The following is a 24,107-nucleotide window of genomic DNA, read 5'->3' on the forward strand; positions in this document are numbered from 1 at the left end:
GGGGACGAACCCTCGACGAGTGACCGAGCGCGGGTAGCCAAGCCAGGAAACGGCGCAGCGCTTAGGACGCTGTCTCGTAGGAGTCCGCCGGTTCAAATCCGGTCCCGCGCACTTCTCCGCTCGAACGCAGGTGAGAGCGGAGACTGCGCAGCGTCCGGATTTGAAGCAGGGAGCAGCTCGCTGCGACCGTGGTTCGAATCCGGTCCCGCGCACTGAGTGAGTGAAGTGAGGAAGAAGCTGGTGTGGACTTGTACCAGAGACCAGCTCGCTGCGACCGTGGTTCGAATCCGGTCCCGTGATTGGGACGCGGTCGGGTCGCGATCGACGCATGGGCGGTCTCGTGATTCTCGTCTGACGGGTGTCGGACGCTGCAAAAGCCTTTTTGAGGCGTGGGCGGTTTTGTCTGTCCGATGGAGGATATCGGCGAGCTGTTCGACGGGTTGTTCGCGGACGTCGATGCCGTGTTCTTGTTCTCGCCGAGCGGCTCGTACTTCGAGCGGTTCGAGGACGTGGAGGACACGGACGTCGTCGTGGTGTCGACGGAGAACTCGGTCGGTGCCGAGACGTTCGTCGACCTCCCCCTGGAGTTCGACGACGTTACGCAGCGCGTGAAGTTCGGGCTCGAGGGCGCGCTCGAACAGGGGTACATCGACGGGGGCGACGTCGTGGTGTGTGCGACGAGCGTGTTCGACGGGTCTCCGGATACGGTGTCGCGGATTCGCGCGGACGAGGACGTCCGGACGGGCGTCTACGACCTCTTCGCGGGATCGCGGGCGGAGGCGTCGGTCATCAAGAACGTCCTCGAGCTCGTCGTGGAGCTCGGGAAGAAGGGCCAGAAGGGCGAGCCGGTGGGCGCGCTGTTCGTCGTCGGCGACGCGGGGAAGGTGATGAACAAGTCCCGGCCGCTCTCGTACAATCCGTTCGAGAAGAGTCACGTGCACGTCGGGGACCCGATCGTGAACGTGATGCTGAAGGAGTTCTCGCGGCTCGACGGCGCGTTCGTCATCTCGGACTCCGGGAAGATCGTGAGCGCGTACCGCTACCTGGAGCCGTCCGCGGAGGGCGTCGACATCCCGAAGGGGCTCGGGACGCGGCACATGGCCGCTGGCGCGGTGACGCGGGACACGAACGCGACCGCGATCGTGTTGAGCGAGAGCGACGGCCTCGTCCGTGCGTTCAAGGGTGGTGAACTGGTGCTGGAGATCGACCCGGAGGACTACTGATGGTCGTCATGCAGTTCGAGAACGCCCCGGACTTCCTGCAGAACCTTCCCTGGGAGACGTACGGGCAGGTCCTGTTCGTCGTCCTCATCGGCGCGCTCCTCGGGTTCTTCGTCGGCCGGTTGACGTATCGCGTGCTGGTCGCGGCGGGCGTCGACACGGCCGTGGAGGGGATGTCGTTCGAACGGAGCGCGCAGAGCCTCGGGACGTCGACGGTCGACTTGCTCGCGCGACTGTTCGGGTGGACGGTGTTCGGCGTCGCCATCCTGGGCGCGGTGACGGTACTGAACCTGGACACGGCGCTGTTCTGGCGGATCGTCGTCCAGATGGTCCCGCAGGTGTTCGTCGCGATCCTCGTCCTCATCGTCGGGTTCGTCGTCGCGGACAGGGCCGAGCTCGTCGTCAGCGAGCACTTGCGTGGCGTGAAACTCCCCGAGGTAGCGTTCCTCCCGCGCATCGTCCGGTACAGCGTCCTCTACGTCGCGGCGCTCATCTCGCTCGGTCAGATCGGAGTCGCGACGGTCGCGCTCCTGGTGCTCCTGTTCCTGTACTTCTTCGGCATCATCGTGTTCGGCGTCGTCGCGCTCTGGGACTTCCTGCGTTCGGGCGCGGCCGGCGTCTACCTCCTCCTCGAACAGCCCTACAGCATCGGGGATCGCATCCGCATCGGCGAGAGCGCGGGCGTGGTCCAGGAGGTCGACCTGTTCGTGACGCGCGTCGAGGACGACGACACCGAGTACGTCGTCCCGAATCGGAAGGTGCTCCGCGAAGGCGTGGCGCGCGAGCGGTAATCGCTACTCTTCCTTTGCCGTCTCGGTACCTTCGACAGTCGACTCGTCGTCGGTCATCGGGCGTGCGGGAACGCCAGCGACCGTCGCGCCCGGTTCGACGTCGCGCGTGACGAGCGAGTTCGCGGCGACCTGTGCGCCGTCCCCGATCTCGACGCCGGGGAGGACGATGGCGCCGGCGCCGATCATCGCGCGCTCGCCGACGACGACGTCGCCGACGCGGTATTCTTCCTGGAGGAACTCGTGACACAGCAGCGTCGCGTCGTACCCGATTATCGCGTGGTCGCGGATCGTGATGTGCTCGGGCCAGAACACGTCCGGCGTCGCCTCCAGCCCCCACGACACTCCGTCGCCGACGGTGACGCCGATGCGCGCGAGCAGCCAGTTCTTCAGTTTCAGGCTCGGCGAGACCCGCACGAGCCAGACGACGACGTAGTTCAGCGCGACGCGCAACGGCGACTTCGCGCTCGTCCAGTGCTGGAGCGAGTTCAGCGGCCCCGGCGTCGGATGCCCGCGGACGCGGTCGTGCCTCGGGGTCGCCTCGTCGGTCGCACGCTCGTCGTCGCCGGCAGGGTCGTCGTCGCTCACGTCACTCCGTAGCCCACGGTGGGTCTTGAAACCATCCCGAATCGGGTCGTTCGTCCCGCGCCGGGGCCTCAGTTCCCGCGGAGTTCCTGGACGTGGTCGATGCGGGCCTGGACGAGTGCGTCGGTGCCGACGTCGTGGCGGACGTGCAGGCCCTCGTCGCCGGCCTCGTCGAGGACGGCTTCGGCGACGGCTTCGGCGTCGCTGATGGTGTCGGCGACGCCGACGACGGCGAACGCGCGCGAGGTCGTGGTGTAGATGCCGTCGTCGCGTTCGTCGACGCTCGCGTAGAACAGGAGCGCGTCGCCGTCGTAGTCGCTCGCGACTTCGCGTGCGCGCTCCTCGTCGACCGCGACTTTCGTCCCGGCTTTGGGGTCGACTGGGTAGCCCTCTGGCGCGGCGTACTTGCAGACCGTCGCCTGCTCCGCGAACTCGAGTTCGGGGAGCGGGCGGCCGTCGCGCGCCGCCTGCATCAGTTCGACGTAGTCCGTCTCGAGGACGGGGAGCGTGTTCATCGCCTCCGGGTCGCCGAAGCGCGCGTTGAACTCGACGACCTTCACGCCCTCGGCGGTGAGCATGAACTGGCCGTAGAGGACGCCGCGGTAGTCCTCGAGCGCGTCGACGGTCGCCTCCAGGATGCGCAGCGCCTCGACGCTGTCTGCCTCCGTCATGAACGGCAACTGGAAGGAGGCGTCCGAGTACGACCCCATCCCGCCCGTGTTCGGGCCCTCGTCGCCCTCGTACGCTCGCTTGTGGTCCTGGACCGCGGGCGAGACGAGGACGTCGTCGCCGGCGACGAACGCCTGCACGGTGAACTCCTCGCCGACGAGGCGCTCTTCGACCACCCAGTCGTCCCAGTCGCTGTCGCGCATGTACGCGACGGCCTCGTCCGTCGTGACCTGGTCGCCGGTGACGCGCACGCCCTTCCCGCCGGTGAGACCGACGGGCTTCACGGCCACGTCGCCGTCGTACGACTCGACGTAGTTGCATGCATCGTCGACGTCGTCGAACGTCTCGTAGTCGATGCGGCCCGGGATCTCGTTGGCTTCCATGAACTCGCGCTGGAACGCCTTGTCCGTCTCGATGCGGGCGTCCTCCTCGCGCGGCGCGAACGCGTACACGTCCACGTCTTCGAGCGCGTCGACGACGCCCGCCTGGAGCGGCGACTCTGGACCGATCGCCGCGATGGTTGCGCCGACCTCGAGCGCGTAGTCGACGACGGCGTCGGGGTCGTTCTCGTCGAGCGTCTCGAACTCCTCGGCGAGGCGCGCGATGCCGGGGTTGCGGTTGCTCGCGCACGCGTACAGGGTCGCGGGCTCCTCGGCCTCGTCGACGGCACGGGCGATGGCGTGCTCGCGGCCGCCGCCACCGACGAGCAGGACGGTCTCACTCATACGCGAACCCGGTACGCAAGACGCTGTAAAGTTTGTCCTTCCATCGAGCGAAGGTATGCACGAACGTGGTTGCTTGTTGGGCGGATTCGCTCGTGCGACGCGACGGACCGCCGCTGTCGCGTCCGACCCCGACGCCGTTTTCCGGCCGCCGAACGAACTTCCGGGCATGACTGCGCCAACGGACCGGAATCGCCTCGACGAGGAGGCGTCGCCGTACCTGCGACAGCACGCCGACAACCCCGTGAACTGGCAGCCCTGGGACGACGCCGCGCTCGAGGCCGCGCGCGAGCAGGACAAGCCCATCTTCCTCTCGGTCGGGTACTCGGCGTGTCACTGGTGTCACGTCATGGAGGACGAGTCGTTCCAGGACGACGACGTCGCCGCGCTCCTGAACGAACAGTTCGTCCCGATCAAGGTCGACCGCGAGGAGCGCCCGGACGTCGACTCGATCTACATGACGGTCTGCCAGACGGTGACGGGACGCGGCGGCTGGCCGCTCTCGGCGTGGCTGACGCCGGAGGGGAAGCCGTTCTACGTCGGGACGTACTTCCCGAAGGAACCGCGTCGGAACATGCCCGGGTTCGAGGGTCTCCTGGAGCGCATCGCGGAGTCCTGGCAGGACGACGAGGACCGCCGGGAGATGGAGTCTCGCGCGGACCAGTGGACTGCTGCCGCACGGGACCGCCTCCAGGACGTGCCCTCCGCGGGCGCGGACGCGCCGGGCGACGACCTGCTCGTGGACGCGGCCGGTGCCATCCAGCGCAGCGCCGACCGCGAGCACGGCGGGTTCGGGAACCAGGGACCGAAGTTCCCCCAGGAAGCGCGATTGCACGTCCTCCTGCGCGCGCACCACGACACCGGCGGGGAGTCGTACGCGGACGTCGCCCGGGAGACGCTGGACGCGATGGCCGACGGCGGCCTCTACGACCACGTCGGCGGCGGCTTCCACCGGTACTGCACGGACCGCGACTGGACGGTCCCGCACTTCGAGAAGATGCTGTACGACAACGCCGAACTCGCACGACTCTACCTCGCGGGCCACCAGGTCTTCGACGACGATGACCGATACGCGACGGTCGTGGAGGAGACGTTCGCGTTCCTCGAGCGCGAGCTACGGCACCCCGACGGCGGCTTGTACGCGACGCTCGACGCGCAGAGCGAGACGCCCGACGGCGACCACGAGGAGGGCGCGTTCTACGTGTGGACGCCCGAGCGCGTCGCGGACGCGGTCGCGGCGAGCGACGACTGCGACCCCGTGGACGCGGACCTGTTCTGCGAGCGCTACGGCGTCACCGAGTCCGGGAACTTCGAGAACGACTGGACGGTCCTCACGATCTCGAAGCCCGTCGCGGAACTCGCCGAGCCCCACGACCTCGACGCCGACGCGGTCCGTGCCCGCCTCGAGCGCGCTCGCGACGCCGTCTTCGACGCACGGAGCGAGCGACCGCGGCCGCGTCGCGACGCGAAGATCCTCGCCGGCTGGAACGGCCTCGCAATCAGCGCACTCGCTGAAGGCGCGATCGTGCTCGAGGACGACGCGTACGCCGACCTCGCGGGCGACGCGCTCGCCTTCGTGCGCGAACACCTCTGGGACGAGGACGCCCAGCGGCTCTCGCGGCGCGCCGTCCCCGTCGACGGTGACGGTTCACTGGACGAGCATCGCGACGGATCGCTCGACGTCCAGGGCGAGGGCTACCTGGAGGACTACGCGTTCCTCGCTCGCGGCGCGTTCGACCACTACCAGGCGACCGGCGACGTCGAGTCGCTCTCGTTCGCGCGCGACCTCGCGGACGTCGTCCACGAGGAGTTCTACGACGCCGACGCCGGGAGCGTGTTCTTCACGCCCGACTCGGGCGAGGACCTCGTCGTCCGTCCGCAGGAGGTCCGCGACCAGTCCACGCCCTCCAGCCTCGGCGTGGCGTGCGACGTCCTCCTCTCGCTCTCGCACTTCGCGACCGACGACCGCTACGAGGCCGTCGTCGAGACCGTCCTCGAACGTCACGGGTCGCGGATCGAGGCCAGTCCCGTCGAGCATCCGTCGCTCGCGCTCGTCGGCGACCGGTACCGGAGCGGCGACGCCGAACTGACGCTCGCGTGCGACGACCGGCCCGCGGAGTTCCGCGAGACGCTCGCCGCGACGTACCTCCCGCGACGCGTCGTCGCCCAGCGCCCGGCGACCGCCGACGGCCTCGCGGCGTGGCTCGACGCCCTCGAACTCGACGCGGCCCCGCCCATCTGGGCGGATCGCGACGCCCGCGACGGCCCGACCGCGTACGCCTGCCGGTCGTTCGCGTGCTCGCCGCCCGCAGCCTCGCTCGAAGACGCGATTGCGTTCTTCGATTGAACTGACTCCCCAAGCATACGGCGGCCGCTCGGCCGCCGTTTCCGGTACTGACTCCCCAAGCATACGGCGGCCGCTCGGCCGCCGTTTCCGGTCCTGTCACCCAAGCATACGGCGGCCGCTCGGCCGCCGTTTCCGGTCCTGTCCCCGAGCATACTGTGGCATCGCGGTCGCCACGTCGGCCGCGACGCGCCGGAATCCCGTGCGGGGGAGCCGTCTCGCCCGTGGACAGCCACAACGGTTTTGCGTCGCTGCGTCCCTGTTCGTGTCGTGAAGCGAACGTTCCTCGGAGCGCTGCTGGTCGGGGGCCTCCTCGGGTACGCGTTGCTGTCGGGCGCCGCGATCGACCTGAACCCGACGCCGACCGGCGACCCGCCGCGCACGCACGACGTCCAGGTGCGTGCGATCGGCGAGGGAACGACGCCGGTGTCGGTCACGCTCCTGCGGAACGGGAACACGGTCCTCGAGCGCGACCTGGCGGCGAACGAGTCGTTCGCGCGCGTCCTCAGGCTACAGGGGTCGGGCGAGTTCACGCTCGTCGTCTCTACGTCCGGGGATTCGACGACGGTGACGGTCGACCGACCCGAGCGCTATCGGCACTGCACGGGCGACATCGACGTCCGGTTCTCGGTGGAGACGGAGGACGTCTACGTGTCGACGCAGGAGAAGCCGGGTCGCTGCATCGAGCCCTGAGAGCGGAACGTACCGACTGGGGCCCGAGACGTGCCGTGATTCAGGCGCGTGCTTCGAGCGCTTCGGCGAGTTCGACCGCGACCGGCTTGCGTGCGTCCTCGACGAACCGCGCGAGTTCCGATCCGGTCTCGCGGTCCTCGACGACGACCGTCGGGATGAACTCGATGCCGTACTCGTCGACACCGGGGCCGACCTTCTCGCCGTCCTCGCGCTCGACGGGGTAGTGCTCGACGTCGTCGACGCCCGCGGCGTCGAGCAGCGCGCCGAAGTCCGGGAGTTGCTGTCGGCAGTCGACGCACCAGTCGCCGCCCCAGACCTTCACGACGACGTCGTCCGCGACGGCCTCCCAGGTCGCGACGGTGTCCTCGTACGCTGCCGGCGCGAAAGCCGGGTTCGGCCGCATCGTCTCCAGTTGCTCTGCTTCGCTCATACGACCACTACCGACGCTGGGGCTTTGACGGTTCCGACGCGAGCGAAGACTGCCACAACCTGCGAACGCCTCCGGTAGCGTCACGCCCTGCCGGTGACCGACACCGTAAAACCGGCGAGGGCGAACGGGGAGATATGAAGCGGAGCATCCTCGGAACCATCGGGTCGCCGCTGGTGGCGGTCGACGGCCCGCGGGGCGCGACGGTGGCGGCGAAGGTGGAGTCGGCGAACCCGGCGGGGTCCGCGAAGGACCGGCCGGCCCTGGAGATGATTCGAGCAGCCGAGCGCGCGGGCGAACTCGAGCCGGGCGATCGCGTGGTCGAGCCGACGAGCGGGAACACGGGGATCGGCGTGGCGATGGTGTGCGCGGCGCGCGGGTACGACTGTACGATCGTGATGCCGGCGTCGAAGTCGCCGGAGCGCCGTCAGGTGATGAGCGCGTACGGTGCGGACCTCGAACTCGTCGAGGGCGAGATCGAGGCGGCGCGCGAGCGCGCGGACGAGATCGAACACGAGCGGGGCGCTGTCCAGTTGCACCAGTTCGAGAACGAGGCGAATCCGCGAGCGCACTACCGGACGACCGCCGAGGAGATCATCGAGCAGGTCGAGGGCCGGGAGATCGACGCGTTCGTCGCGGGCGTCGGCACGGGCGGGACGCTCTCGGGGAACGCGCGCCGGCTCCGCGAGGAGTTCCCGGAGATGACGGTGGTGGCGGTCGAACCCGAGGAGAACGCGGTGCTGTCGACGGGCGAGAGCGGCGAGGACGAGTTCCAGGGGATGGGGCCGGGGTTCGTCAGTCCGAACCTCGACCGGAGTCTGGTCGACGAGGTGGAGACGGTCGACATCGAGACGGCGGAGGCGGAGTGCCGGCGGCTGGCGCGCGAGGAGGGCATCCTCGTCGGGCAGTCCTCTGGGGCGACGAACGTCGCGGCGAAGCGCGTCGCGGAACGCATCGCCGAACCCGACGTGGACTGCCCGCCGGCGGGCGACGGCGAGCCCCGCGAACCGCTCGCGGAACGGGACGCGACGGACGGCGGGCGAGTCGTGGGCGCCGACCGGGACGCGGGCGCGGATTGCCCGCTCGTCGTCACCGTGTTCTGGGACTCCGGGGAGCGCTACCTGTCGACGGGGCTGTTCGACGACGCCGCGTAGGTCGGCCGATGCTCGTCCGCTCGTGAACTCGGAGCTTGCGCCGCCGCCGCCGTCGTCGCCGAGTCAGCGTTCGTTCGCGAGTCGGTTCGCGTCCGTGACGACCTTGAACGCCGCACCGATCAGGCCGCCGAACAGCATCGCTGCGCCGACGACGGCGAGGACGAGGCCGACGATGCTGACGACGAGTTCGACCAGGAACCCGAGGAATCCGGGATCGACGAACAGCGAGAGGCCGACCGTCGTGAGGACGCTTCCGAGTAGGTAGACGATGATCAGGCGACGCATCGTCGGCTGGAGCGCGTACGCGACGGCTGTCTCGAAGTCCACCGGCGAGTCGAGGAGCACCGATTCGGCGTCGGGTTCGGGTTCGGACATACCCCCACGTCTCGAGGGACGTGTAAACGTCTTGGGGTGATTCGGGTGGTCGAATCCGTCGTGGGGAACCAGAACGCTTCTTTGCGGGGCCGGCGAACGCCGTCGCGTGCACGAGGACACCGCGCACGAACTCGGGTGGTCGCTCGCGATCGGGGCCTGGTACGCCGTCGTCGGGTTCGCGTCCGTGCTCGCGGTCGGTGCCCTCTCGACCGCGTTCGTCGCACCGCTCGACTTCGTGCTCTCCGCGACCGCGGGCGTCCTCCTCGCCGCGACCGTCCTCTGGTGGCGGGGCGCGGAACGCCCCGGCGTGCGGACGCGCCGCCGGAGCGCCGCCGTCGGCGCCGTCGTCGGTCTCGTCTCGCCGACGCTCGCGTTCGCGCTCAACCCCGTCGTCTACGGTTCCTCGGCGGGCTTCCTCGTCCGGCTCGCGAGCGGCGTCGTCGCAGCGGGCGTCCTCGGTCTGAACGCGCTGCTCGCGACCTTCGGACTCACCGTCGTACTCGGCGCACTCACGGGCTGGTCGACCGCCGGCTGGATATCGCTCCTGCGGGAGTGAGCGCAGACCCCGAGGCCGCTCGCGAATCAGTCCGCGAAGAAGTCCGAGAGCGCGTCGACGACGACCTCGGGATGCTCGTGAGTCGGCCAGTGCCCGCACGCCGGGATCTCCACGAGCGTCGCGTTCGGCGCGCGCTCCGCGGCACGGCGCGCCCACTCGACGGGGAATAGCGGGTCGTCGCGGCCGTGCACGAACAGCGTCTCGACCGCGAGGTCGGGCAGTCGCGGTGCGAGATTCGTAGCGACCCGCCCCGAAGGACCGATCTCGTTGCGCTGGAACGCGGCGAACGCCGCGCCGGCACCGCGTCGACTCGCGCGCTCGCGGAACGCCTCCACGAAGGACGGGTCGAGCGCGCTCACGTCGTGAACGACCTGCGACAGCCCGTTCCGGGCGGCGAACGTCGACGTCCCCATCGCGGCGTAGCCCGCCTGGTTCGCGCCCGGGAGGTTCGCGAGCGCGTACCAGAGCGACCCCGCCGGGATGGACTCCCCGATACCGTAGCTCGACAGCGCGGCGAGCCGGCTGACGCGCTCGGGGGACTCGAGCGCGAACGAGAGCGCGACCCCGGCCCCCAGCGAGATGCCGGCGAGCCGGACCGACTCCAGGCCGAGGTCGTCGAGGACGCCGGCGAGCACGCGCCGGTACGCGTCGATCGAGTGCTCGGGCGCGTCGTCGCTGTCGCCGTGGCCCGGCCAGTCGATCGCGTACACGCGGTGTTCGCGGCCGAGCGCCGGCAGGACGTGCTCCCAGGAGAGGCCGGCGTCGTCCACGCCCGCGCCGTGCAAGAGTACGAGCGGCGGTCCCGTCGAACCGGCGCGACGATACGCGATCTGGCGGCCGTCGACGACCGCGACGCCCGACCCGACGTTCGCCGGCCCGTCGTCACCGTCGACTGACTCGTCCGTCCCCTCCCCGTCCGCTCCCACGGCGTTCGCGCGCTCGTCGTCGGGGATCATACGGTGAACTCCTCCTCGGAGAGCCGGACGACGACCGTGTCGTCGACGTCACGCAGGTCGTACTCGGGTATCTCGCCGTCCTGGCGGGCGACGTACAGCGGCTCGACGAGCGACGGCGGCCCACCGGGGTTCGGGTCCTCCGGCGTCGGCTCTGGCTGCTTCAGGCCGTACACCTTCAGGAACTCGCCCGTCTCCGGGCCGTCGACCGCGCCGTCGCGGACCTTCGTCGCCAGGTCGCGGGACAGCCACTCGAGGTCGTCCACGCTCGGCTCGCGCACGAGCACGTCGTCGACGAACCGGACGACGTACCAGTTCAGGTCGTTGCACAGGGACACCGCAGCGCCGAGGCTCACGGTCGACAGCGCGATGGCGTTGTCGAACGGCTGGCGCAGGTCGTACGTCGACAGCGCTTCGCGCGCCGTCTCCCGCGACAGCAACTCGTACTGGAGGTCGCAGTCAGCGTCCCCGACGAAACAGACCTCTGTCACGGGCGTTCCTCGGGGACGACGACGGTAAGCCGTTTCGGCTTGCCACCCTCGTTCGTCGCACTCGACTCTCGTCCCCGTCGGTCAGCCACAGGCCGTCTCTCCGAACGGCATCCGGTCGACGCGATCGGGGCCGTCGAGCCGGACGGTGCTCGCGACGAACGTGACGTTCACGCGAGCGAGCGACCCGCCGTTCTGGCGGCTCCAGCGCTCGCAGAGGTACGCGCCGAAGCGCTCGCGGAGATCGGGTGCCGGAGAATCCCGAAGGTGCGTGAGGTAGACGTACCAGCGATGGCTCGGGTAGGTCGCGTCGACGTCCAACGGCCGCTCGAGCGAGTCGGTGCCGGCGAACGCGTCGACGCGCTCGCCGCCGTCGGTCGTGCCGACGGTGACGTACCAGCCGCCGGTGGCGCGAGGCTCGGGCGCGAACATGTCCCAGCGACGCTCCTCTGGGTCGACGGTGTCGGTCGCGGCGGGCGGGAGCGCGAGCAAACCGATGCCGGCGGCGTTCCAGACGAGCACGAACGCGAGCAGGCAAGCGGCGACCGCACGACCGAAACCGGGGCCGCGATCGCGGACCGCCGACGGCAGGAGACCGCGCCCGGTCGCGGGCAGGCGGTCGACGGTTCGCTCGAAGAACCGGGAACCGATCACTCGCGAGTCGACCGTGCGCTCGAGGCGATCCCAGACCGACGACGGGAGGAAGGGGAGGAGGGCGGCGATGGAGACGAGCGGGAAGACGCCGAGGCGAAGCGTGAGCGCCATCGCGAGGTGGCCGGCGGCGAACGCGGCCACGACCCCGGTCCGGCGACGGCCGGTCGCGAGCACGAGCAGGGGCGCGCTCGCGAGCACGACCAGCCAGGCGTACGTGCCGGCGGTCAGGAGCAGCGTTTGGCCGGCGAGCCAGTCGCCGAGGAGTACCGTTACGGCGTCCATCCCGAACGCGTACCGGCCCGCGGTGCCGGCGTGCCAGGCGTCCCCCCTGGCCTTGAGAACTGCGTTGGCGACGTACACCGCGAGCACCTGGACGAGCAGGCCCGCGGCGGCGAGCGACGCGACCCGTCTCGCCGGACCATCGGCGTCGACGCCAGTGGGCTGCCCGCGAGAGCGTGCGTCGACGCTCCAGCGCGCACCGAGCGGGAGGAGCAGACTCCACAGGAGGAGCCGCCTGAGCAGCGAGTCGCCGGCGTTCAGTAGCACGGGGTTCCGCAGTTGGAGCGAGACGAGGCCCAAGAGCGTCGCGGCGGTCGCGAGCCGCGTCCTGTACCCGACCGCCATCGCGAGCGCGGCGACGACGGTTGCCGCGAACAGAACGAGCTGCCACCAGAGCCCGCCGAACAGCGCGTGCGCGGAGAGCCGGCCGAGGGTCGGGTAGAGTTCGAGGAGGAGCGAACGCGGGAGGACGCCCGCGTCCGTGTAGAACGCCGTCGCGTCCGGGAGCCGAAGTGCGAGGTCGAGGAGGACTATCGATGCGAGCGCGACCCGGAACGCGGCGAGCGCTCGCCGGTCCACCGAGAACCGGTCGGCGAGCGCCCATCGGATTCGCGACGCGGCGGTCATTCGGGTTCTGCCGTATCGACCACCAGCACGGAGAAATGTCTTGTGTACCCGTCCACCGACGGCGATCGCGTCGGCGAACCGCGTCACTCGGAGCGACCGCGTGGCCCACTCAGTCCTCGCCGTCGTCGCCGATGGGGACGCGCTCGGCGTCCGCGACGGCCTCCGCGGCCCACTCGAAGAGGCCGTCCGGTTCGAGCGCCCGGATCTGGTCGCGGCTGCCGGCGACGACGGGTTCGTCGGGGACGATCCGGTTGCAGCCGGCGTCGATCGTCGAGTCCGCGAACGTCCCGATCTCGCGGGCTCGCTCGGTGACGTCGTGCTTGTCCCAGGCGAGCAGCGGTCGGTGAACTGGGAGCGTCGTCGCGGCGTCGGTGACGGCGAGGTTCCGCGTGGTCTGACTGGACTTCTGGCCGATGGCCTCGCCGGTGACGACGCCCGCCGCCCCGGATCGCTTGGCGACGGCCTCGCCGACCGCGAGCAGGAACCGCCGGTGGCTCAGCATCCGGCCGCGGTCCATCCCGTCGACGAGTCGCGAGACGGCGTCCCCACCCGGCACGACCCAGGTCGTCAGGTCGACGTTCGGCGCGTACCGCGAGAGGTCCCGCACCGTCTGCACGGCGCGAGCGCGATGGTCCGGGCCGCCGTAGTCCCCGAGGTCGACGTACACGGGGACGACCGGACTGCCGCGCTTCATGACCTCGAACGCGGCGACCGGCGAGTCGATGCCACCGGAGACGAGCGCGACGAGCGGCGCCTGCGTCCCCAGCGGGAGCCCGCCGACGCCCTCGACCGTCTCGGTGTAGACGAACGTCGCCTCTTCGCGGACCTCCACGCCGAACCTGACGTCCGGGTCGTCGAGGTCGACTTCGGGTTCGAACCCGTCCGACTCGGCGTCTGCGACCGCGTCCCAGATCGCCTGTCCACCCTCCCGCTGCACGTCCTCGCTGTCGAACGCGAGCGAGCGGTCGCTCCGGCGCGCGTCGACCGCGAACGCGCCCGCGTCGTACACCTCGCGAGCGGTTTCGGTGAGCGCGTCGGAGATCGCGTCCAGGTCCGACTCGACCGTCAGCGCGGGGCTCGCGGAAACGACGCCGAACGTGTCAGCGGCGGCCCGCGCGACCGCCGCCGCGTCGCCTTCGGTCGTGTGCACCCGCGGTCGCGACCACGTCAACTCCACGTCGCCCGCGAGGTCGCGGTCGTCGAGGATCGTGCGGAGGTTCTCCCCCAGCCGGTGCTCCATGTCCCGCTTGACGCCGCGCGACTTCGAGCCGAGGTCGCCGTGGCGCACCAGGACGACGTCCGCACCAGGGAGTTGCATTGGGAGGCCGTACTCTTCGCCCGCCAAAACGCGTGTCGGTCCGCGTCAGGCGGTCGCGCCCACCGCCCGCGCCTCACGGAAAGCACTTACCAGCCCACGGGGATGTTCCGGTGTGAAACGCCGCCCCCTCCTCGCCACCGGCGCGAGCACGCTCGTCGCAGTCGTCGGTCTCGCCGGCTGCCTCGACGACACGGGATCTGACCCAGGGACCGACGACGGCACAGACGGACCCACCGGGACGCTACCGGACGACACCGAGCAGCCGCCGGGAACCGGCACGGCGTCCGGGACGACCGACGGCGAGCCGACCGACGGCGGAACGACCGACGGCGAGACGACGGGCGACGCGACGACCGACGGCTGGGGGATGAACGAACCCGAACCCGACCACGAGGTCATCGTGGCGAACAACTACGACGAAGCCGTAACGCTCAGCGTGACTGTCCGGCGACGAGAGTCCGGCGAGGTCGTCCACGAGTCCGAGCACGAACTCGACTCCGACGGCTCCGAGATGGCCTACAACCTGGCGGACGCGAACCCGGACGGCGTCGAGCCGTTCGAGGTGAGCGCCGAGTCCGACGGGAAGACCGCTGCCGAGACCATCGAGACGAGCGCTTGCTACGGCGACGCCGCCGTGACTCGCGAGTACGACGGCGGCCTCTCCGTCGGCTACTCGATTTGCTGACCATGCACCGACGAACGCTCCTCGGGACGGTCGGGAGTACGGTCGCGAGCGTCGGCCTCGCGGGCTGTGCCGGGGGCCTCCCCTGGGACTCCGAGTCGACGACGACCGAGTCCGGGGTCCGCGAGCCGACGACCGTCGACGGGTCGAACCGGAGCCGCCACGACGTCGAACGCGCGAGCGCGGACCACCTCCTCGTGCTCGCGAACCGGGACGACGACCCTCATCGGGTGACGTACTCGACGACGGAACGTAGCACGGGATTGGACGTGTACACGGAACGGCGGACGATCGAACCTGGATTCGACGAGGCGGTGTACACGCTCGAGGACGCCGAGCCCCGCGGCATCCAGAGTTACGAGTGCACCCTCGAACTCGAGGACGGGTCGGCGTCGACGGTGCTCTGGACGAACCAGTGCTACGGCGACGCGACGCTCGCCGTGACCGCGGACGGCGACCTCACCGCGAGCGTCGACACCTGCTGAGGACGAGATCTGGGTCGGAGTCGCGTCGCAGTCGATCCGCCGAGCGGTCGACTCGGATCCGCCTCAGAACGTCGAGAGTTCGCCGTCGATGACGGCGCGCGTGACGTCCGTAACGTCAGCGAGTTCGCGGTCGACGATCGCCTCGACGTCGGCGCTGACGTCGCTGATGGCGACGCCGTCCTCCGTGATGACGTGCGCGTCGGCGACGTGGGGCTGGTCGATCGGGCGACCGATCTGGCTGAGGAGGCGGATGCGGAGGTCGCGGATGCCGTCGACCTCGGCGACGACCGCTTCCGCGATGCGCGTCGACAGGAGGTTGTAGATCTTCCCGATGTGGTTCACGGGGTTCTTCCCCGAGGTGGCCTCCATCGACATCGAGCGGTTCGGCGTGATGAGGCCGTTCGCGCGGTTCCCGCGGCCGACGCTGCCGTCGTCGCCCTGTTCCGCGCTCGTGCCCGTGTGCGTGAGGTAGATCGAGCCCTCGTCGAGGTCGTCCGCGGTGTTGACGTGCACGTTCACGTCGCGGTCGGTGTGCTCGTGTGCGACCTCGGTTACGAAGTCGCGGACGCCCTCGACCGCGGTCGCGTACTCCTCGAGGTCAGCGACGTACGAGTCCACCATCGCCGCCGCGACCGTGATGTCGATGACGTCGCCCTCGCGCTTCCCCATGATCTTCACGTCCTGGCCGAGTTCGGGGTTCGTGTCGTGGTACTCGCCGTTCAGGCGCTGCTCGGCCTCCTCGACGATGGTCTCGGTCTCGGTGAGGGGCGCGTGTCCGACCCCGAAGCTCGTGTCGTTCGCCATCGGGACGGTCGCGCCGTCCTCGCCGAAGACCTCCTGGAGGTCGCCGCTGCCCTCGCCGAGTTTCACGTCGACGACGACGTCCGTGCCGAACTCGAGTTCCGGGAAGTGCTCGTCGATGTAGCTGCGAGCCGCGTCGAGCGCCACCGGCTCGGTCGGGATGTGGAGGACCTCACCGTTCTCGATCTCGTACTCCTTCGTCGCGCGACCGACGATGAGAACGTAGATGGGTTCGATGACCTCGCCGCCGCCGAACGCGGGCGCGGCGTTCCCGGCGACGAGCTGGGTCTCGTCCGTGTTGTAGTGCAGTACCTTCCCCACTCGGTCGAGATACGTCTGTGCGAGCGCCTGCGAGACGCTCTCGGCGATGCCGTCGCAGATGGAGTCCGGGTGCCCGAGGCCCTTTCGCTCGACGATCTCGACCTCCTGGTCCTCGACCGCCTGTCGGTCGATGGGTTCCACGCGAATATTGCGGTCTGTCATTACCGCAATCGTAGCCTATCACAGGTTCTATAACTTGCGGAAACGTCCAGTGGTCAGATCATGCCTGGGAGTAATTTTTTGGCGAATGTTGCCGTCTGGTGAATGTTGTCGTCTGGTGGATGTTGCGATCGGTCGCGGGCTAGGTGCTGTACTCGCGGTCGGCGTGGAGCGACCCGCGACGACGCTCCCAGACGAACGCCCGCTGGTACGACACCTCGTCGACCGCCTCGAACCCCACCGTCTCGAACGCTCGCCGAGACGGCGCGTTCTCCGCTGCCACCAGTGCGTACGCCGCCTCGACCCGGTCCGACCCCGCGAACGCGACCGCGCGCGAGAGGAGCACCGTTGCGACCCCACGCTCGCGCTCGCTCGGCGCCACGAACAGCCCCCAGAGGTACGCGCCGTCGAACCGGACCGTCGTCGAAAGCTCCGTCACCGACACCGGCCGCTCCAGGGTCACGAACACCCACCCGTGCACGGACTCCGGCGCCGAGGCGTCGCGAGCGAGGACCACGAAGTCCGACGGCGCGAGGTCCTCGAACTCCGGGCTCGGTCGAATCGAGAGTTCGCTCGCACGGACCACATCGAGCGTCACGTCGGGTGGCGTCTCGCCGGAACGCGTCGCGTCGAGTGGCATCTCGTCGACGGCTGACGGCACGTCGTCGAACTGAGCCGCTTCCTCGTCGGTCGACCCGAGTGGTCTCGCGTACACGACCATCGACGTCCTGGCGAGGCCCAGTCGCGACAGTCCGGCCGCGAGTGCACGTCCCGGCCGCGACCGCCGCAGCCGATGCAGGCCGAGGTCCACCATCGCTATCAAGGTCCTCGGGACGCAACCGCAATCAGTATTCCCCCGACCGCCGGTTCTCGACCGCGCCGTCGGTCGTCGCGTCGATGGCGGGCGCGGTCGGTTCTCAGTCGTCCGCTGCGTCCAGCAGCAGACCGAGATAGGACGTCCGGATCTGTTCCTCGGGATCCAGCCCGAGGTCTCGTAGAGTCCGCGCGACGCGTTCGCGTGCCCGGTCGACCTCGTCCTCGTCGCTCTCGACCTCCGCCTCGACGAACGTCCCCAGGCCGTCGACGTCGTCGACGGTGACCGTCACGGCAGACAGCGTCCAGAACTCGCGGCGCTTCGCGACCGTCGCCGCCGGCGAGAACCCGAGCGCGTCGAACACGCGAGCCATCGTGTCGCCGTCGTCGACGCGCGTTTCGAACTCCTCGCGCGTCTTCGACGCCGCCTCGACGAGCGGACCCTTGTACGTCACCCTGGACTCGAACTCGCCGTCCGAAAGTGCGCTCGCGACCGCGTCCACGCTTGCAGGCGCGTCAGCCCCCAGGTCGGCCTCTCGGCGCACGCGCAACGCCTCGTCCGTCTCCGCGAACTCGCGATGCGGCGCGTCGTAGTACGTGTCCTCCTGGAACGCGATCCCCGACAGCGACGCGTCGCGCTCCTCCAGTCGTTCGCGGACGACGTCGTGGTCCGCCCGGACCTTCATCTCGACCTCGTACATGCCGAACACGGGGTCTCGCCGGGACTAAAGCGTGGTCGTTCCACGGCGACGCGTCGCTCAGCGCTCCCGTCTCGCGGCACTCCCGCTCGCGGGTCGAAAACGTGGTTGTTAAATGCGGGTCGAGAGACGTATGTGGTATGACCGAAGAAGAAGCCGAGACAGAGGACGCACCGGCCGAGGCCGACGAGGCCGACGCAGACGAGACCGAGGGCGTGCAGGACGGGGACTTCGTCAAGCTCGCCTACACCGCACGCACCGTCGAGAACGACCAGCTCGTCGACACGACCGACGCCGAGGTCGCCGAGGAGGAGGGCATCGACCAGGAGGGCGAGGAGTTCGCGCCGCGCACGATCGTCCTGGGCGAAGGCCACATCTTCGACAGCGTCGAGGACGACGTCCGCGGGAAGGAAGTCGGCGACACCGGGACCGTCGTCGTCCCCGCCGCCGAGGCGTTCGGCGAGTACGACGAGGACGACGTCCGCACGATCTCCGCAGAGAAGATCCCCGAGGACAACCGTCATCCGGGCGCGCAGGTCCAGATCGACGGCGAGGACGGCTTCGTGAACACCATCATCGGTGGGCGCGCTCGCGTCGACTTCAATCACCCGCTCGCGGGCGACGACGTCGAGTACGACTACGAGATCGTCGACGTCGTCACGGACGAGGTCGAGAAGGCCTCGGGCCTGTTCGAGATGTTCTTCGACATCGCGCCCGAGATGTGGATCGACACGGACGAGGTCGAGGAGGAGACGATGGTCGAGCCCGACGAGGACGCGGACGAGGACGCCGAGCCCGAGTTCGAGACGGAGACCGTCGAGAAGCGCTCGCTGTACGTCGAGAGCGTCCCGCAGCTCCAGATGAACCAGCAGTGGATGTTCGGCAAGCAGCAGGTCGCTCAGCAGATCATGAGTCACGTCGACGTCGACCGCGTGGTCGTCCAGGAGATCATCGACGGCGGCGGTATGGGCGGCATGATGGGTGGCATGGGCGGCATGATGGGTGGCATGGGCGGCGGCGAGGGCGCTGACGCCGAGGCCGTCGAGGAAGCGCTCGAGGAAGCCGACGTGGACGCCGACGAGATCGCCGCGGAACTCGACGACGAGTAACGCCGTCCTCCGTTTTTCGTTTTCCGTCCGCCAGTAGCGACGCACGACGTCCACGAGTGCGGACGCTCCGTCGTTCGATTCCAGAACGCTTTCGGGCGACGGTGGCGACGCGATCTGCATGGACGCACAGGACCGCGTACGCGAGTTCCACGACGAACACGACATGGACGGCGAACCCGAGTACCAACTCCTGGACCTGGCGGCCGAGGTCGGTGAACTCGCGGCCGACGCGTGTGACGCGACCGAGTACGGCGTCGGCGACGGCGACGTGGACGTCGCCCGGGACGAGGTCGGGGACGCGTTGTTCAGCCTGCTGTCGTTCGCGAACTCGCTCGACGTGGACGCGGACGCCGCGCTCGACGAAGCGCTCGCGAAGTACGAACGACGCATCGAGGAGACGGGCGACCCGAGCTCCGGCGACTGACGTCCCGTCGACGGCCCGAGTCCCGCCTCAGCTCCGGTACCAGTCGCGGGCGGTCGACGCGAGGATCGAGATGTCTTCGAGCTTCAGCATCCGCAGCATGTCGATCGGGTTGCCGGCGTTCACCGAGTCCAGTCGTTCCTTGGAGTACCGGTGCAGGTCGCCGATGAGCGCGTCGTAGCGGTCATCCGATGCCCGGTAGAGCATCTCCGTCATGAACAGTCGCGTCTTCACCTTCGGCGCGACGCGCCCGTGCCAGAGCTCGTCGTACACCCGCATCTGGTCCGCGGTCGTGTCGCGGTCGCTATCCGTGAGCGCCCGGTCCGCGGTCGCGGCGGCGACCCGGCCCGACCGCATGCACTTGTCGATGCCCTCGCCCCAGAGCGGGTCCACCGTCGGGACGGTGTCGCCGATCGCCATGAAGTTGTCCGTGCTCATGCGATCGGGGAGTTGGACGTGCGCCGAGCCCCGGTGCTGTTTGCCCTCGAGCTTGACGGCGTCCTCGAAGCGCGGGTCGGTGTCCACCCAGTACTGGAGGTAGTCGTCGATCGTGAATCCGGACTTCGAGTTCTTCCGGTGACTCGAGTTCTGGATGTAACAAACGCCGACCTTCGCCGTGTCCGCGCCCGTGTGAAAGATCCACGAGTACCCGCCGGGAGCGATGTCGTGGTCGAGCCGGAGCATCATCGCGTCCGTCAGGTCCGCGTAGCCCTCGGCGTCCACGTTCACGTTCTCGTACTCGAACTCGATACCGATCGCTTGCTTCTCGCGCTTCAGGCTGCAGACGTCGAGCGCCTTCGCGAGCGGTGCCGCGGGCCCGGTGGCGTCGATGACGATGTCGGCGTACACCTCCTCGTCGCCGTTGTACGTGACGCCGACGCACTCGCCGCCTTCGGTGATGGGCTTGGATACTCGCGCGTCGAACCGATACTCGGCGCCGTCGGCGACGGCCTCGTCCACCAGCCAGTTCTTGAAGTCCGCGAACTCCAGGACGGCGCCGGGCTGGTGGCGGCGATAGTGCTCGTTCGGCGACTCAAGGATCACGTCGTCCGTGAAGTTCATCACGACCTCGTCGGGGACGTTGAACGATGCCATCGTCGACGGGAACGTCCCGGCGGTCGACTTGTTGCTCCGGCTCGGGAACTCGTCCTCGTTCTCGGTCTCGAGGACGACCACGTCGTATCCGCGTGACGCGAGGTCTCGAGCCGCCTGCCCACCGGCGGGGCCTGCACCAGCGATAACCACGTCGTGTGTGTCTGTCATGATAGGGTTGGTGTCATCGAATTGGTCGATGTTCGTCGTCGTTGTCAACCCGTTCAATTCCAGACGTGTAATTTGTGCTGGTTTCGAACGCGGACACGTCTCGCTGGCTTCCACGCACAGATCTCGGTATTCGAGGCGTTCTCCGTGCCGAAATCGGGAGCTACGCGATGTCGCGACTGGTGTCGATCGCGACCTCGTCCGAGAGCTCCAGTTTGATGGACTCCTTGAGGGCGGTTCCGCCGCGGAACTTCGGGACGGTGAGGCGGTTCTCGAGCTCGCTGCCGCGGACGGCCGTCTCGAGGTCGAAGACGACGTCCGACATGTGCTTCGTCGAGGACCGATTCGGCGGCGGCGTCTGCTCTTTCATGCAGTGCATGATGGCGATCGAGCCCGTGTTCACCATGTGCGTCTGCAGTTCCGTCATGAAGTTCCGGAAGCGATTCCGGTCGCCGCGCTCGAGGACGTTCGCGGTGTCGATGATGAGGTTCGCGCCCTCGGGGAGTGCGCGGATGAGACGGTTCGCCTGATCCAGCGGTTCGCTCCCGGAGATGTCCCGGACCGTCGGCGAGCCGACGGGCGCGTTCGTCTTCTCGATCGCGTCCCGGACGGCCTGATCGGAGCGCTCCGTCGTCAGGTAGAGGCTGCCTCTGGCGGCGGTGAGTTCGTAGAGGATGAGTTCGGACTGGCTGGCCGGTTCCGCGGTGAGGGCGACGATCGTACCCGGCGGTAACCCACCGTCGAGTTTGCGGTCGAGAACCTCGATGCCCGTCTCTAGCCGACCCGCCATGTACCCCTCCGTTGGCCGTCGCTCCCTAAAAAGGTGTCTGCCGGCCGCCAATCGTCCGTGCGAGGCGTGCCACGCTCTCGCGGTGCGCGTGCGACGCGAACGGATCGCCGTCGACGCACGGGATGGGGACGACGGTCGGGACGTCGAGTGCGTCCGCGAGCGACCGCCGGGGCGTAGCGTCGACTTCGGCGCCCGGGCTCTCCTCCGCCGTGGACGAGTCCTCTGTCGCGATCGAGTCCTCCGCCGGGACTGAGTCCTCCGCCGCGATCGAGTCCTCCGCTTCGACCGAGTCCTCCGGGGTCGCGCCGACGACTGCCGCGGCGAGCAAGGGGGTGTCGAGTGCGCGCGCCATCGCCGCCGTCTTCGCGGTGTCCCGCACTGCGGCGGCCGTGGGTCGCGTCACGAGCACGACGCCGTCGGCGAGCGCGAGCGGTCGAGCCGCATCCGGGCCCGCACCGCACGGTGCGTCCACGAGGACGCCCCCCGTAGGCTGGGGCGCGCTCGCAGCGTCCGCGGTCGCACCCGACGGATCCGCGTCGTCCGCCGCGAGCGCACGGAGGACGTCCACGAACGAGTCTGTCGCGTCGGCCGGTGGGGCGGGCGCGACCCGGACTCCCGGGAGGTCTGGGGTCGGGACGCCACGTGGACGCTCGAGGACCGTCGGCGTCCGTTCCACGCCCGTCATCGCGTGCACGTCCGGCATGTCGACGTCAGCGTCCACGACGACGACGGGAGCCCGATCGCGCTGTCGCCGCCGGCCGCGGTCCGGGCCAGCGACGGCGGTCGCCGGGGCGGCCGTACGTGCGATTTCACGGGCGAGCGCGAGCGCCGTCGTCGTCTTCCCGGTCCCGCCCTTCCCGCCGGCTATCGCGAGCATACCGCCTCGTCGCCGCCCCATCGCACTTCAACCCACGCCAGCCGACCGGGGAACCAGCCGAGCGGCTGGCGGATCCGAGACCGTCCGGACGACCGCCATCTCGAACGGATTGATTCAAGGGCCGGGGGGCGGTGGATTCATGTAATGCGTCACGACCACCTGCTCACGGCGAGACAACTCTCGCGCGAGGACGTCGAGGAGGTCCTCGACCGGGCCGCGGAGTTGGACGCCGACCCGTCGGCCGCTCGGGAACGCAACGCGGGGACACTGCTCGGGTTGTGCTTCTTCGAGCCCAGTACCCGCACGAAGATGAGCTTCGAGGCCGCCATCAAGCGCCTCGGCGGCGACGTCGTCGACATGGGGAGCGTCGACTCCTCCTCGGTGAAGAAGGGCGAGAGCCTCGCGGACACCGTCCGCGTCGTCGAAGGATATGCGGACGCGCTCGTCCTCCGGCACCCACTCGAGGGGTCGGCAAAGATGGCGAGCGAGTACGTCGACGTGCCGCTCGTGAACGCGGGCGACGGCGCCGGTCACCACCCGACGCAGACGCTACTCGACCTGTACACGATCCGGGAGACCGCGGGCCTGGACGACCTCACGATCGGGATCATGGGCGACCTGAAGTACGGGCGGACCGTCCACTCGCTGGCGACCGCGCTCACGAACTTCGACGCCCACCAGCACTTCGTGAGTCCGGAGTCGCTGAAGCTCCCGCGGTCGGTTCGCTACGACCTCCACGAGGCCGGTGCGTCCGTCCGCGAGCACACGGAACTGGAGGAGGTCCTGCCGTCGCTCGACGTCCTGTACGTGACGCGCATCCAGCGCGAGCGGTTCCCGGACGAGAACGAGTACCAGAAGGTCGCGGGCCAGTACCGGATCGACGAGGCGACCCTGGAGGCGGCGAGCGACGACCTGACCGTGATGCACCCGCTGCCGCGCGTCGACGAGATCGCACCCGAGGTCGACGAGTCGTACGCGGCGCAGTACTTCGAGCAGGCGCACAACGGCGTCCCGGTTCGGATGGCGTTGCTCGACTTGCTCATGGAGGGAGAGCGATGACGGAGAAGGAACTCCGCGTCTCGAAGATCTCGAGCGGGACCGTGATCGATCACGTTCGCGCCGGCCAGGCGTTGAACGTGCTCGCGATCCTCGGGATCGACGGCTCGGGCGGCGAGGAGATCTCGATCGGGATGAACGTTCCGTCGGACGCGCTCGCGCGCAAGGACGTCGTGAAGGTCGAGGGCCGCGAACTCAGTCAGGACGAACTCGACGTGCTCTCGATCATCGCGCCGGACGCGACCGTGAACATCGTCCGCGACTACGACGTGGCCGAGAAGCACCGCGTGGAGCGCCCCGGGCGCGTGACGGGCGTGCTCGAGTGTCCGAACCGGAACTGCATCACGACTGCGGACGAACCCGTCGAGACGGCGTTCGAAGTCCTGAGCGACGGCGTACGCTGCGAGTACTGCGATACGATCGTCCGCGAGGACCTCGCCGACCTCATCGCGGACTGACCACTCTCGGCCAGTCCTGGCGGCCGGCGCGTCTCACTGTAATTCGCCATCGATTGCCGGTTCTTTCGCGCGTCCCCACCGATGAACGAAGGCGGGTCAGAAAACCATAAATAGTCAGGGACCGAACGTGTTGATATGTCCAAGAAGCTCAAGCTCCTGGTCGCTGTGGTCGCAATCGCCCTCCTCTACAAGACCCTCTCCGGCGGGTCCGAGACCGTCGAAGTCGAGTACGACGCCGAGTAACGCCGACCCCACGCCGTCGGTCGACCACCACCGGGCGGTCGGCCGACCGCGGCCGGTCGCGTCGACCGGTCCGCTTCCGAAC

At 69.1% G+C, this 24,107-nt stretch carries 26 protein-coding genes and 1 tRNA gene; 13 read left to right on the forward strand and 14 right to left on the reverse strand.

Annotation, left to right across the window (positions count from 1 at the left end; genetic code table 11):
* Nucleotides 1-27 precede the first annotated feature (27 nt).
* From G9C85_RS01350 to G9C85_RS01360, 3 genes are all read left to right on the forward strand, one after another.
* A tRNA-Leu gene (locus G9C85_RS01350) sits at nucleotides 28-111 on the forward strand.
* 299 nt (nucleotides 112-410) lie between these two features.
* On the forward strand, nucleotides 411-1,223 hold the full coding sequence (dacZ, locus tag G9C85_RS01355; RefSeq protein WP_166036370.1) for a diadenylate cyclase DacZ: 813 nt from the start codon (nucleotides 411-413) through the stop codon (nucleotides 1,221-1,223).
* Nucleotides 1,223-2,011, forward strand: coding sequence for a mechanosensitive ion channel domain-containing protein (locus G9C85_RS01360; RefSeq protein WP_240148764.1), 789 nt, complete (start codon nucleotides 1,223-1,225; stop codon nucleotides 2,009-2,011). Before dacZ ends, G9C85_RS01360 begins: the two co-directional genes overlap by 1 nt.
* 3 nt (nucleotides 2,012-2,014) lie before the next feature.
* Here G9C85_RS01360 and G9C85_RS01365 read toward each other — a convergent pair whose 3' ends face one another.
* The gene (locus tag G9C85_RS01365) at nucleotides 2,015-2,596 is read right to left on the reverse strand and encodes an acyltransferase (protein WP_166036371.1); all 582 of its coding nucleotides are present in this window, start codon (nucleotides 2,594-2,596) and stop codon (nucleotides 2,015-2,017) included.
* A 68-nt stretch (nucleotides 2,597-2,664) separates the two neighbouring features.
* Nucleotides 2,665-3,987 (reverse strand): phosphoribosylamine--glycine ligase, encoded by a 1,323-nt coding sequence (gene purD, locus G9C85_RS01370; protein WP_166036372.1) that lies wholly within the window; start codon nucleotides 3,985-3,987, stop codon nucleotides 2,665-2,667.
* A gap of 166 nt (nucleotides 3,988-4,153) precedes the next feature.
* On the opposite strand from purD, the gene G9C85_RS01375 reads away from it, so the two are divergent.
* Together G9C85_RS01375 and G9C85_RS01380 are read left to right on the forward strand one after the other, a co-directional pair.
* A complete protein-coding gene (locus G9C85_RS01375) occupies nucleotides 4,154-6,331 on the forward strand; it encodes a thioredoxin domain-containing protein (protein ID WP_166036373.1) in 2,178 nt (725 codons plus the stop codon).
* Between the two features lie 267 nt (nucleotides 6,332-6,598).
* The gene (locus tag G9C85_RS01380) at nucleotides 6,599-7,021 is read left to right on the forward strand and encodes a hypothetical protein (RefSeq protein ID WP_166036374.1); all 423 of its coding nucleotides are present in this window, start codon (nucleotides 6,599-6,601) and stop codon (nucleotides 7,019-7,021) included.
* A 40-nt stretch (nucleotides 7,022-7,061) separates the two neighbouring features.
* On the opposite strand, the gene G9C85_RS01385 is transcribed toward G9C85_RS01380, so the two are convergent.
* Nucleotides 7,062-7,451, reverse strand: a complete 390-nt coding sequence (locus G9C85_RS01385) for a thioredoxin family protein (protein ID WP_166036375.1) — start codon at nucleotides 7,449-7,451, stop codon at nucleotides 7,062-7,064.
* A 134-nt stretch (nucleotides 7,452-7,585) separates the two neighbouring features.
* Between G9C85_RS01385 and G9C85_RS01390 the strand changes: the two genes are divergently transcribed.
* Nucleotides 7,586-8,602, forward strand: coding sequence for a PLP-dependent cysteine synthase family protein (locus G9C85_RS01390; protein ID WP_166036376.1), 1,017 nt, complete (start codon nucleotides 7,586-7,588; stop codon nucleotides 8,600-8,602).
* Nucleotides 8,603-8,665: 63 nt separating this feature from the next.
* Here the strand turns inward: G9C85_RS01390 and G9C85_RS01395 are convergent, their stop codons facing one another.
* Nucleotides 8,666-8,977: a hypothetical protein gene (locus G9C85_RS01395; protein WP_166036377.1), complete on the reverse strand. Its 312-nt coding sequence runs from the start codon at nucleotides 8,975-8,977 to the stop codon at nucleotides 8,666-8,668.
* A gap of 106 nt (nucleotides 8,978-9,083) precedes the next feature.
* Between G9C85_RS01395 and G9C85_RS01400 the strand changes: the two genes are divergently transcribed.
* Nucleotides 9,084-9,533 (forward strand): hypothetical protein, encoded by a 450-nt coding sequence (locus G9C85_RS01400; RefSeq protein WP_166036378.1) that lies wholly within the window; start codon nucleotides 9,084-9,086, stop codon nucleotides 9,531-9,533.
* 26 nt (nucleotides 9,534-9,559) lie between these two features.
* Here the strand turns inward: G9C85_RS01400 and G9C85_RS01405 are convergent, their stop codons facing one another.
* The 4 genes from G9C85_RS01405 to G9C85_RS01420 form a co-directional block, all read right to left on the reverse strand.
* Complete coding sequence (locus G9C85_RS01405) at nucleotides 9,560-10,489, reverse strand: alpha/beta fold hydrolase (protein ID WP_166036379.1); 930 nt, start codon at nucleotides 10,487-10,489, stop codon at nucleotides 9,560-9,562.
* Nucleotides 10,486-10,977 (reverse strand): DUF5804 family protein, encoded by a 492-nt coding sequence (locus G9C85_RS01410; RefSeq protein ID WP_166036380.1) that lies wholly within the window; start codon nucleotides 10,975-10,977, stop codon nucleotides 10,486-10,488. Before G9C85_RS01410 ends, G9C85_RS01405 begins: the two co-directional genes overlap by 4 nt.
* 81 nt (nucleotides 10,978-11,058) lie before the next feature.
* Nucleotides 11,059-12,534, reverse strand: coding sequence for an HTTM domain-containing protein (locus tag G9C85_RS01415; protein ID WP_166036381.1), 1,476 nt, complete (start codon nucleotides 12,532-12,534; stop codon nucleotides 11,059-11,061).
* 109 nt (nucleotides 12,535-12,643) lie between these two features.
* Nucleotides 12,644-13,852, reverse strand: a complete 1,209-nt coding sequence (locus G9C85_RS01420) for a tRNA sulfurtransferase (protein WP_166036382.1) — start codon at nucleotides 13,850-13,852, stop codon at nucleotides 12,644-12,646.
* 112 nt (nucleotides 13,853-13,964) lie between these two features.
* Here G9C85_RS01420 and G9C85_RS01425 point away from each other — a divergent pair, with 112 nt between their 5' ends.
* Nucleotides 13,965-14,537: a hypothetical protein gene (locus G9C85_RS01425; protein ID WP_166036121.1), complete on the forward strand. Its 573-nt coding sequence runs from the start codon at nucleotides 13,965-13,967 to the stop codon at nucleotides 14,535-14,537.
* Nucleotides 14,538-14,539: 2 nt separating this feature from the next.
* On the forward strand, nucleotides 14,540-15,019 hold the full coding sequence (locus G9C85_RS01430) for a hypothetical protein (protein WP_166036383.1): 480 nt from the start codon (nucleotides 14,540-14,542) through the stop codon (nucleotides 15,017-15,019).
* Between the two features lie 63 nt (nucleotides 15,020-15,082).
* On the opposite strand, the gene G9C85_RS01435 is transcribed toward G9C85_RS01430, so the two are convergent.
* The 3 genes from G9C85_RS01435 to cyaB form a co-directional block, all read right to left on the reverse strand.
* Entirely contained in the window at nucleotides 15,083-16,303 is a 1,221-nt protein-coding gene (locus G9C85_RS01435; RefSeq protein ID WP_166036384.1) for a methionine adenosyltransferase, read from the reverse strand.
* 139 nt (nucleotides 16,304-16,442) lie between these two features.
* A complete protein-coding gene (locus tag G9C85_RS01440; protein ID WP_166036385.1) occupies nucleotides 16,443-17,114 on the reverse strand; it encodes a GNAT family N-acetyltransferase in 672 nt (223 codons plus the stop codon).
* 103 nt (nucleotides 17,115-17,217) lie between these two features.
* The gene (gene cyaB, locus G9C85_RS01445) at nucleotides 17,218-17,814 is read right to left on the reverse strand and encodes a class IV adenylate cyclase (RefSeq protein WP_166036386.1); all 597 of its coding nucleotides are present in this window, start codon (nucleotides 17,812-17,814) and stop codon (nucleotides 17,218-17,220) included.
* Between the two features lie 137 nt (nucleotides 17,815-17,951).
* On the opposite strand from cyaB, the gene G9C85_RS01450 reads away from it, so the two are divergent.
* Both G9C85_RS01450 and G9C85_RS01455 read left to right on the forward strand, forming a co-directional pair.
* Complete coding sequence (locus G9C85_RS01450) at nucleotides 17,952-18,920, forward strand: peptidylprolyl isomerase (protein ID WP_166036387.1); 969 nt, start codon at nucleotides 17,952-17,954, stop codon at nucleotides 18,918-18,920.
* Nucleotides 18,921-19,038: 118 nt separating this feature from the next.
* Nucleotides 19,039-19,344 (forward strand): MazG nucleotide pyrophosphohydrolase domain-containing protein, encoded by a 306-nt coding sequence (locus G9C85_RS01455; protein WP_166036388.1) that lies wholly within the window; start codon nucleotides 19,039-19,041, stop codon nucleotides 19,342-19,344.
* A 27-nt stretch (nucleotides 19,345-19,371) separates the two neighbouring features.
* On the opposite strand, the gene G9C85_RS01460 is transcribed toward G9C85_RS01455, so the two are convergent.
* The 3 genes from G9C85_RS01460 to G9C85_RS01470 all read right to left on the reverse strand — a co-directional run bounded on the left by G9C85_RS01460 (nucleotide 19,372) and on the right by G9C85_RS01470 (nucleotide 22,268).
* Nucleotides 19,372-20,604 (reverse strand): digeranylgeranylglycerophospholipid reductase, encoded by a 1,233-nt coding sequence (locus tag G9C85_RS01460; RefSeq protein ID WP_166036389.1) that lies wholly within the window; start codon nucleotides 20,602-20,604, stop codon nucleotides 19,372-19,374.
* A 160-nt stretch (nucleotides 20,605-20,764) separates the two neighbouring features.
* Complete coding sequence (locus G9C85_RS01465) at nucleotides 20,765-21,391, reverse strand: transcriptional regulator (RefSeq protein ID WP_166036390.1); 627 nt, start codon at nucleotides 21,389-21,391, stop codon at nucleotides 20,765-20,767.
* 25 nt (nucleotides 21,392-21,416) lie between these two features.
* Nucleotides 21,417-22,268 (reverse strand): hypothetical protein, encoded by an 852-nt coding sequence (locus G9C85_RS01470; protein WP_166036391.1) that lies wholly within the window; start codon nucleotides 22,266-22,268, stop codon nucleotides 21,417-21,419.
* 144 nt (nucleotides 22,269-22,412) lie between these two features.
* Between G9C85_RS01470 and pyrB the strand changes: the two genes are divergently transcribed.
* Nucleotides 22,413-23,327, forward strand: coding sequence for an aspartate carbamoyltransferase (pyrB, locus tag G9C85_RS01475; RefSeq protein WP_166036392.1), 915 nt, complete (start codon nucleotides 22,413-22,415; stop codon nucleotides 23,325-23,327).
* Nucleotides 23,324-23,782: an aspartate carbamoyltransferase regulatory subunit gene (pyrI, locus tag G9C85_RS01480; RefSeq protein ID WP_166036393.1), complete on the forward strand. Its 459-nt coding sequence runs from the start codon at nucleotides 23,324-23,326 to the stop codon at nucleotides 23,780-23,782. Before pyrB ends, pyrI begins: the two co-directional genes overlap by 4 nt.
* Nucleotides 23,783-24,107 lie beyond the last annotated feature (325 nt).

The sequence above is a fragment of the Halorubellus sp. JP-L1 genome, assembly GCF_011440375.1.
Classification (GTDB): Archaea; Halobacteriota; Halobacteria; order Halobacteriales; family Natrialbaceae; genus Halorubellus.

Coding starts and splice junctions, on each gene's coding strand:
- dacZ (WP_166036370.1), top strand. CDS start 411: ATGGAGGATATCGGCGAGCTGTTCGACGGGTTGTTCGCGGACGTCGAT.
- G9C85_RS01360 (WP_240148764.1), top strand. CDS start 1,223: ATGGTCGTCATGCAGTTCGAGAACGCCCCGGACTTCCTGCAGAACCTT.
- purD (WP_166036372.1), bottom strand. CDS start 3,987: ATGAGTGAGACCGTCCTGCTCGTCGGTGGCGGCGGCCGCGAGCACGCC.
- G9C85_RS01375 (WP_166036373.1), top strand. CDS start 4,154: ATGACTGCGCCAACGGACCGGAATCGCCTCGACGAGGAGGCGTCGCCG.
- G9C85_RS01385 (WP_166036375.1), bottom strand. CDS start 7,451: ATGAGCGAAGCAGAGCAACTGGAGACGATGCGGCCGAACCCGGCTTTC.
- G9C85_RS01390 (WP_166036376.1), top strand. CDS start 7,586: ATGAAGCGGAGCATCCTCGGAACCATCGGGTCGCCGCTGGTGGCGGTC.
- G9C85_RS01395 (WP_166036377.1), bottom strand. CDS start 8,977: ATGTCCGAACCCGAACCCGACGCCGAATCGGTGCTCCTCGACTCGCCG.
- G9C85_RS01405 (WP_166036379.1), bottom strand. CDS start 10,489: ATGATCCCCGACGACGAGCGCGCGAACGCCGTGGGAGCGGACGGGGAG.
- G9C85_RS01415 (WP_166036381.1), bottom strand. CDS start 12,534: ATGACCGCCGCGTCGCGAATCCGATGGGCGCTCGCCGACCGGTTCTCG.
- G9C85_RS01420 (WP_166036382.1), bottom strand. CDS start 13,852: ATGCAACTCCCTGGTGCGGACGTCGTCCTGGTGCGCCACGGCGACCTC.
- G9C85_RS01430 (WP_166036383.1), top strand. CDS start 14,540: ATGCACCGACGAACGCTCCTCGGGACGGTCGGGAGTACGGTCGCGAGC.
- G9C85_RS01435 (WP_166036384.1), bottom strand. CDS start 16,303: ATGACAGACCGCAATATTCGCGTGGAACCCATCGACCGACAGGCGGTC.
- G9C85_RS01440 (WP_166036385.1), bottom strand. CDS start 17,114: ATGGTGGACCTCGGCCTGCATCGGCTGCGGCGGTCGCGGCCGGGACGT.
- cyaB (WP_166036386.1), bottom strand. CDS start 17,814: ATGTACGAGGTCGAGATGAAGGTCCGGGCGGACCACGACGTCGTCCGC.
- G9C85_RS01450 (WP_166036387.1), top strand. CDS start 17,952: ATGACCGAAGAAGAAGCCGAGACAGAGGACGCACCGGCCGAGGCCGAC.
- G9C85_RS01455 (WP_166036388.1), top strand. CDS start 19,039: ATGGACGCACAGGACCGCGTACGCGAGTTCCACGACGAACACGACATG.
- G9C85_RS01460 (WP_166036389.1), bottom strand. CDS start 20,604: ATGACAGACACACACGACGTGGTTATCGCTGGTGCAGGCCCCGCCGGT.
- G9C85_RS01465 (WP_166036390.1), bottom strand. CDS start 21,391: ATGGCGGGTCGGCTAGAGACGGGCATCGAGGTTCTCGACCGCAAACTC.
- G9C85_RS01470 (WP_166036391.1), bottom strand. CDS start 22,268: ATGCTCGCGATAGCCGGCGGGAAGGGCGGGACCGGGAAGACGACGACG.
- pyrB (WP_166036392.1), top strand. CDS start 22,413: ATGCGTCACGACCACCTGCTCACGGCGAGACAACTCTCGCGCGAGGAC.
- pyrI (WP_166036393.1), top strand. CDS start 23,324: ATGACGGAGAAGGAACTCCGCGTCTCGAAGATCTCGAGCGGGACCGTG.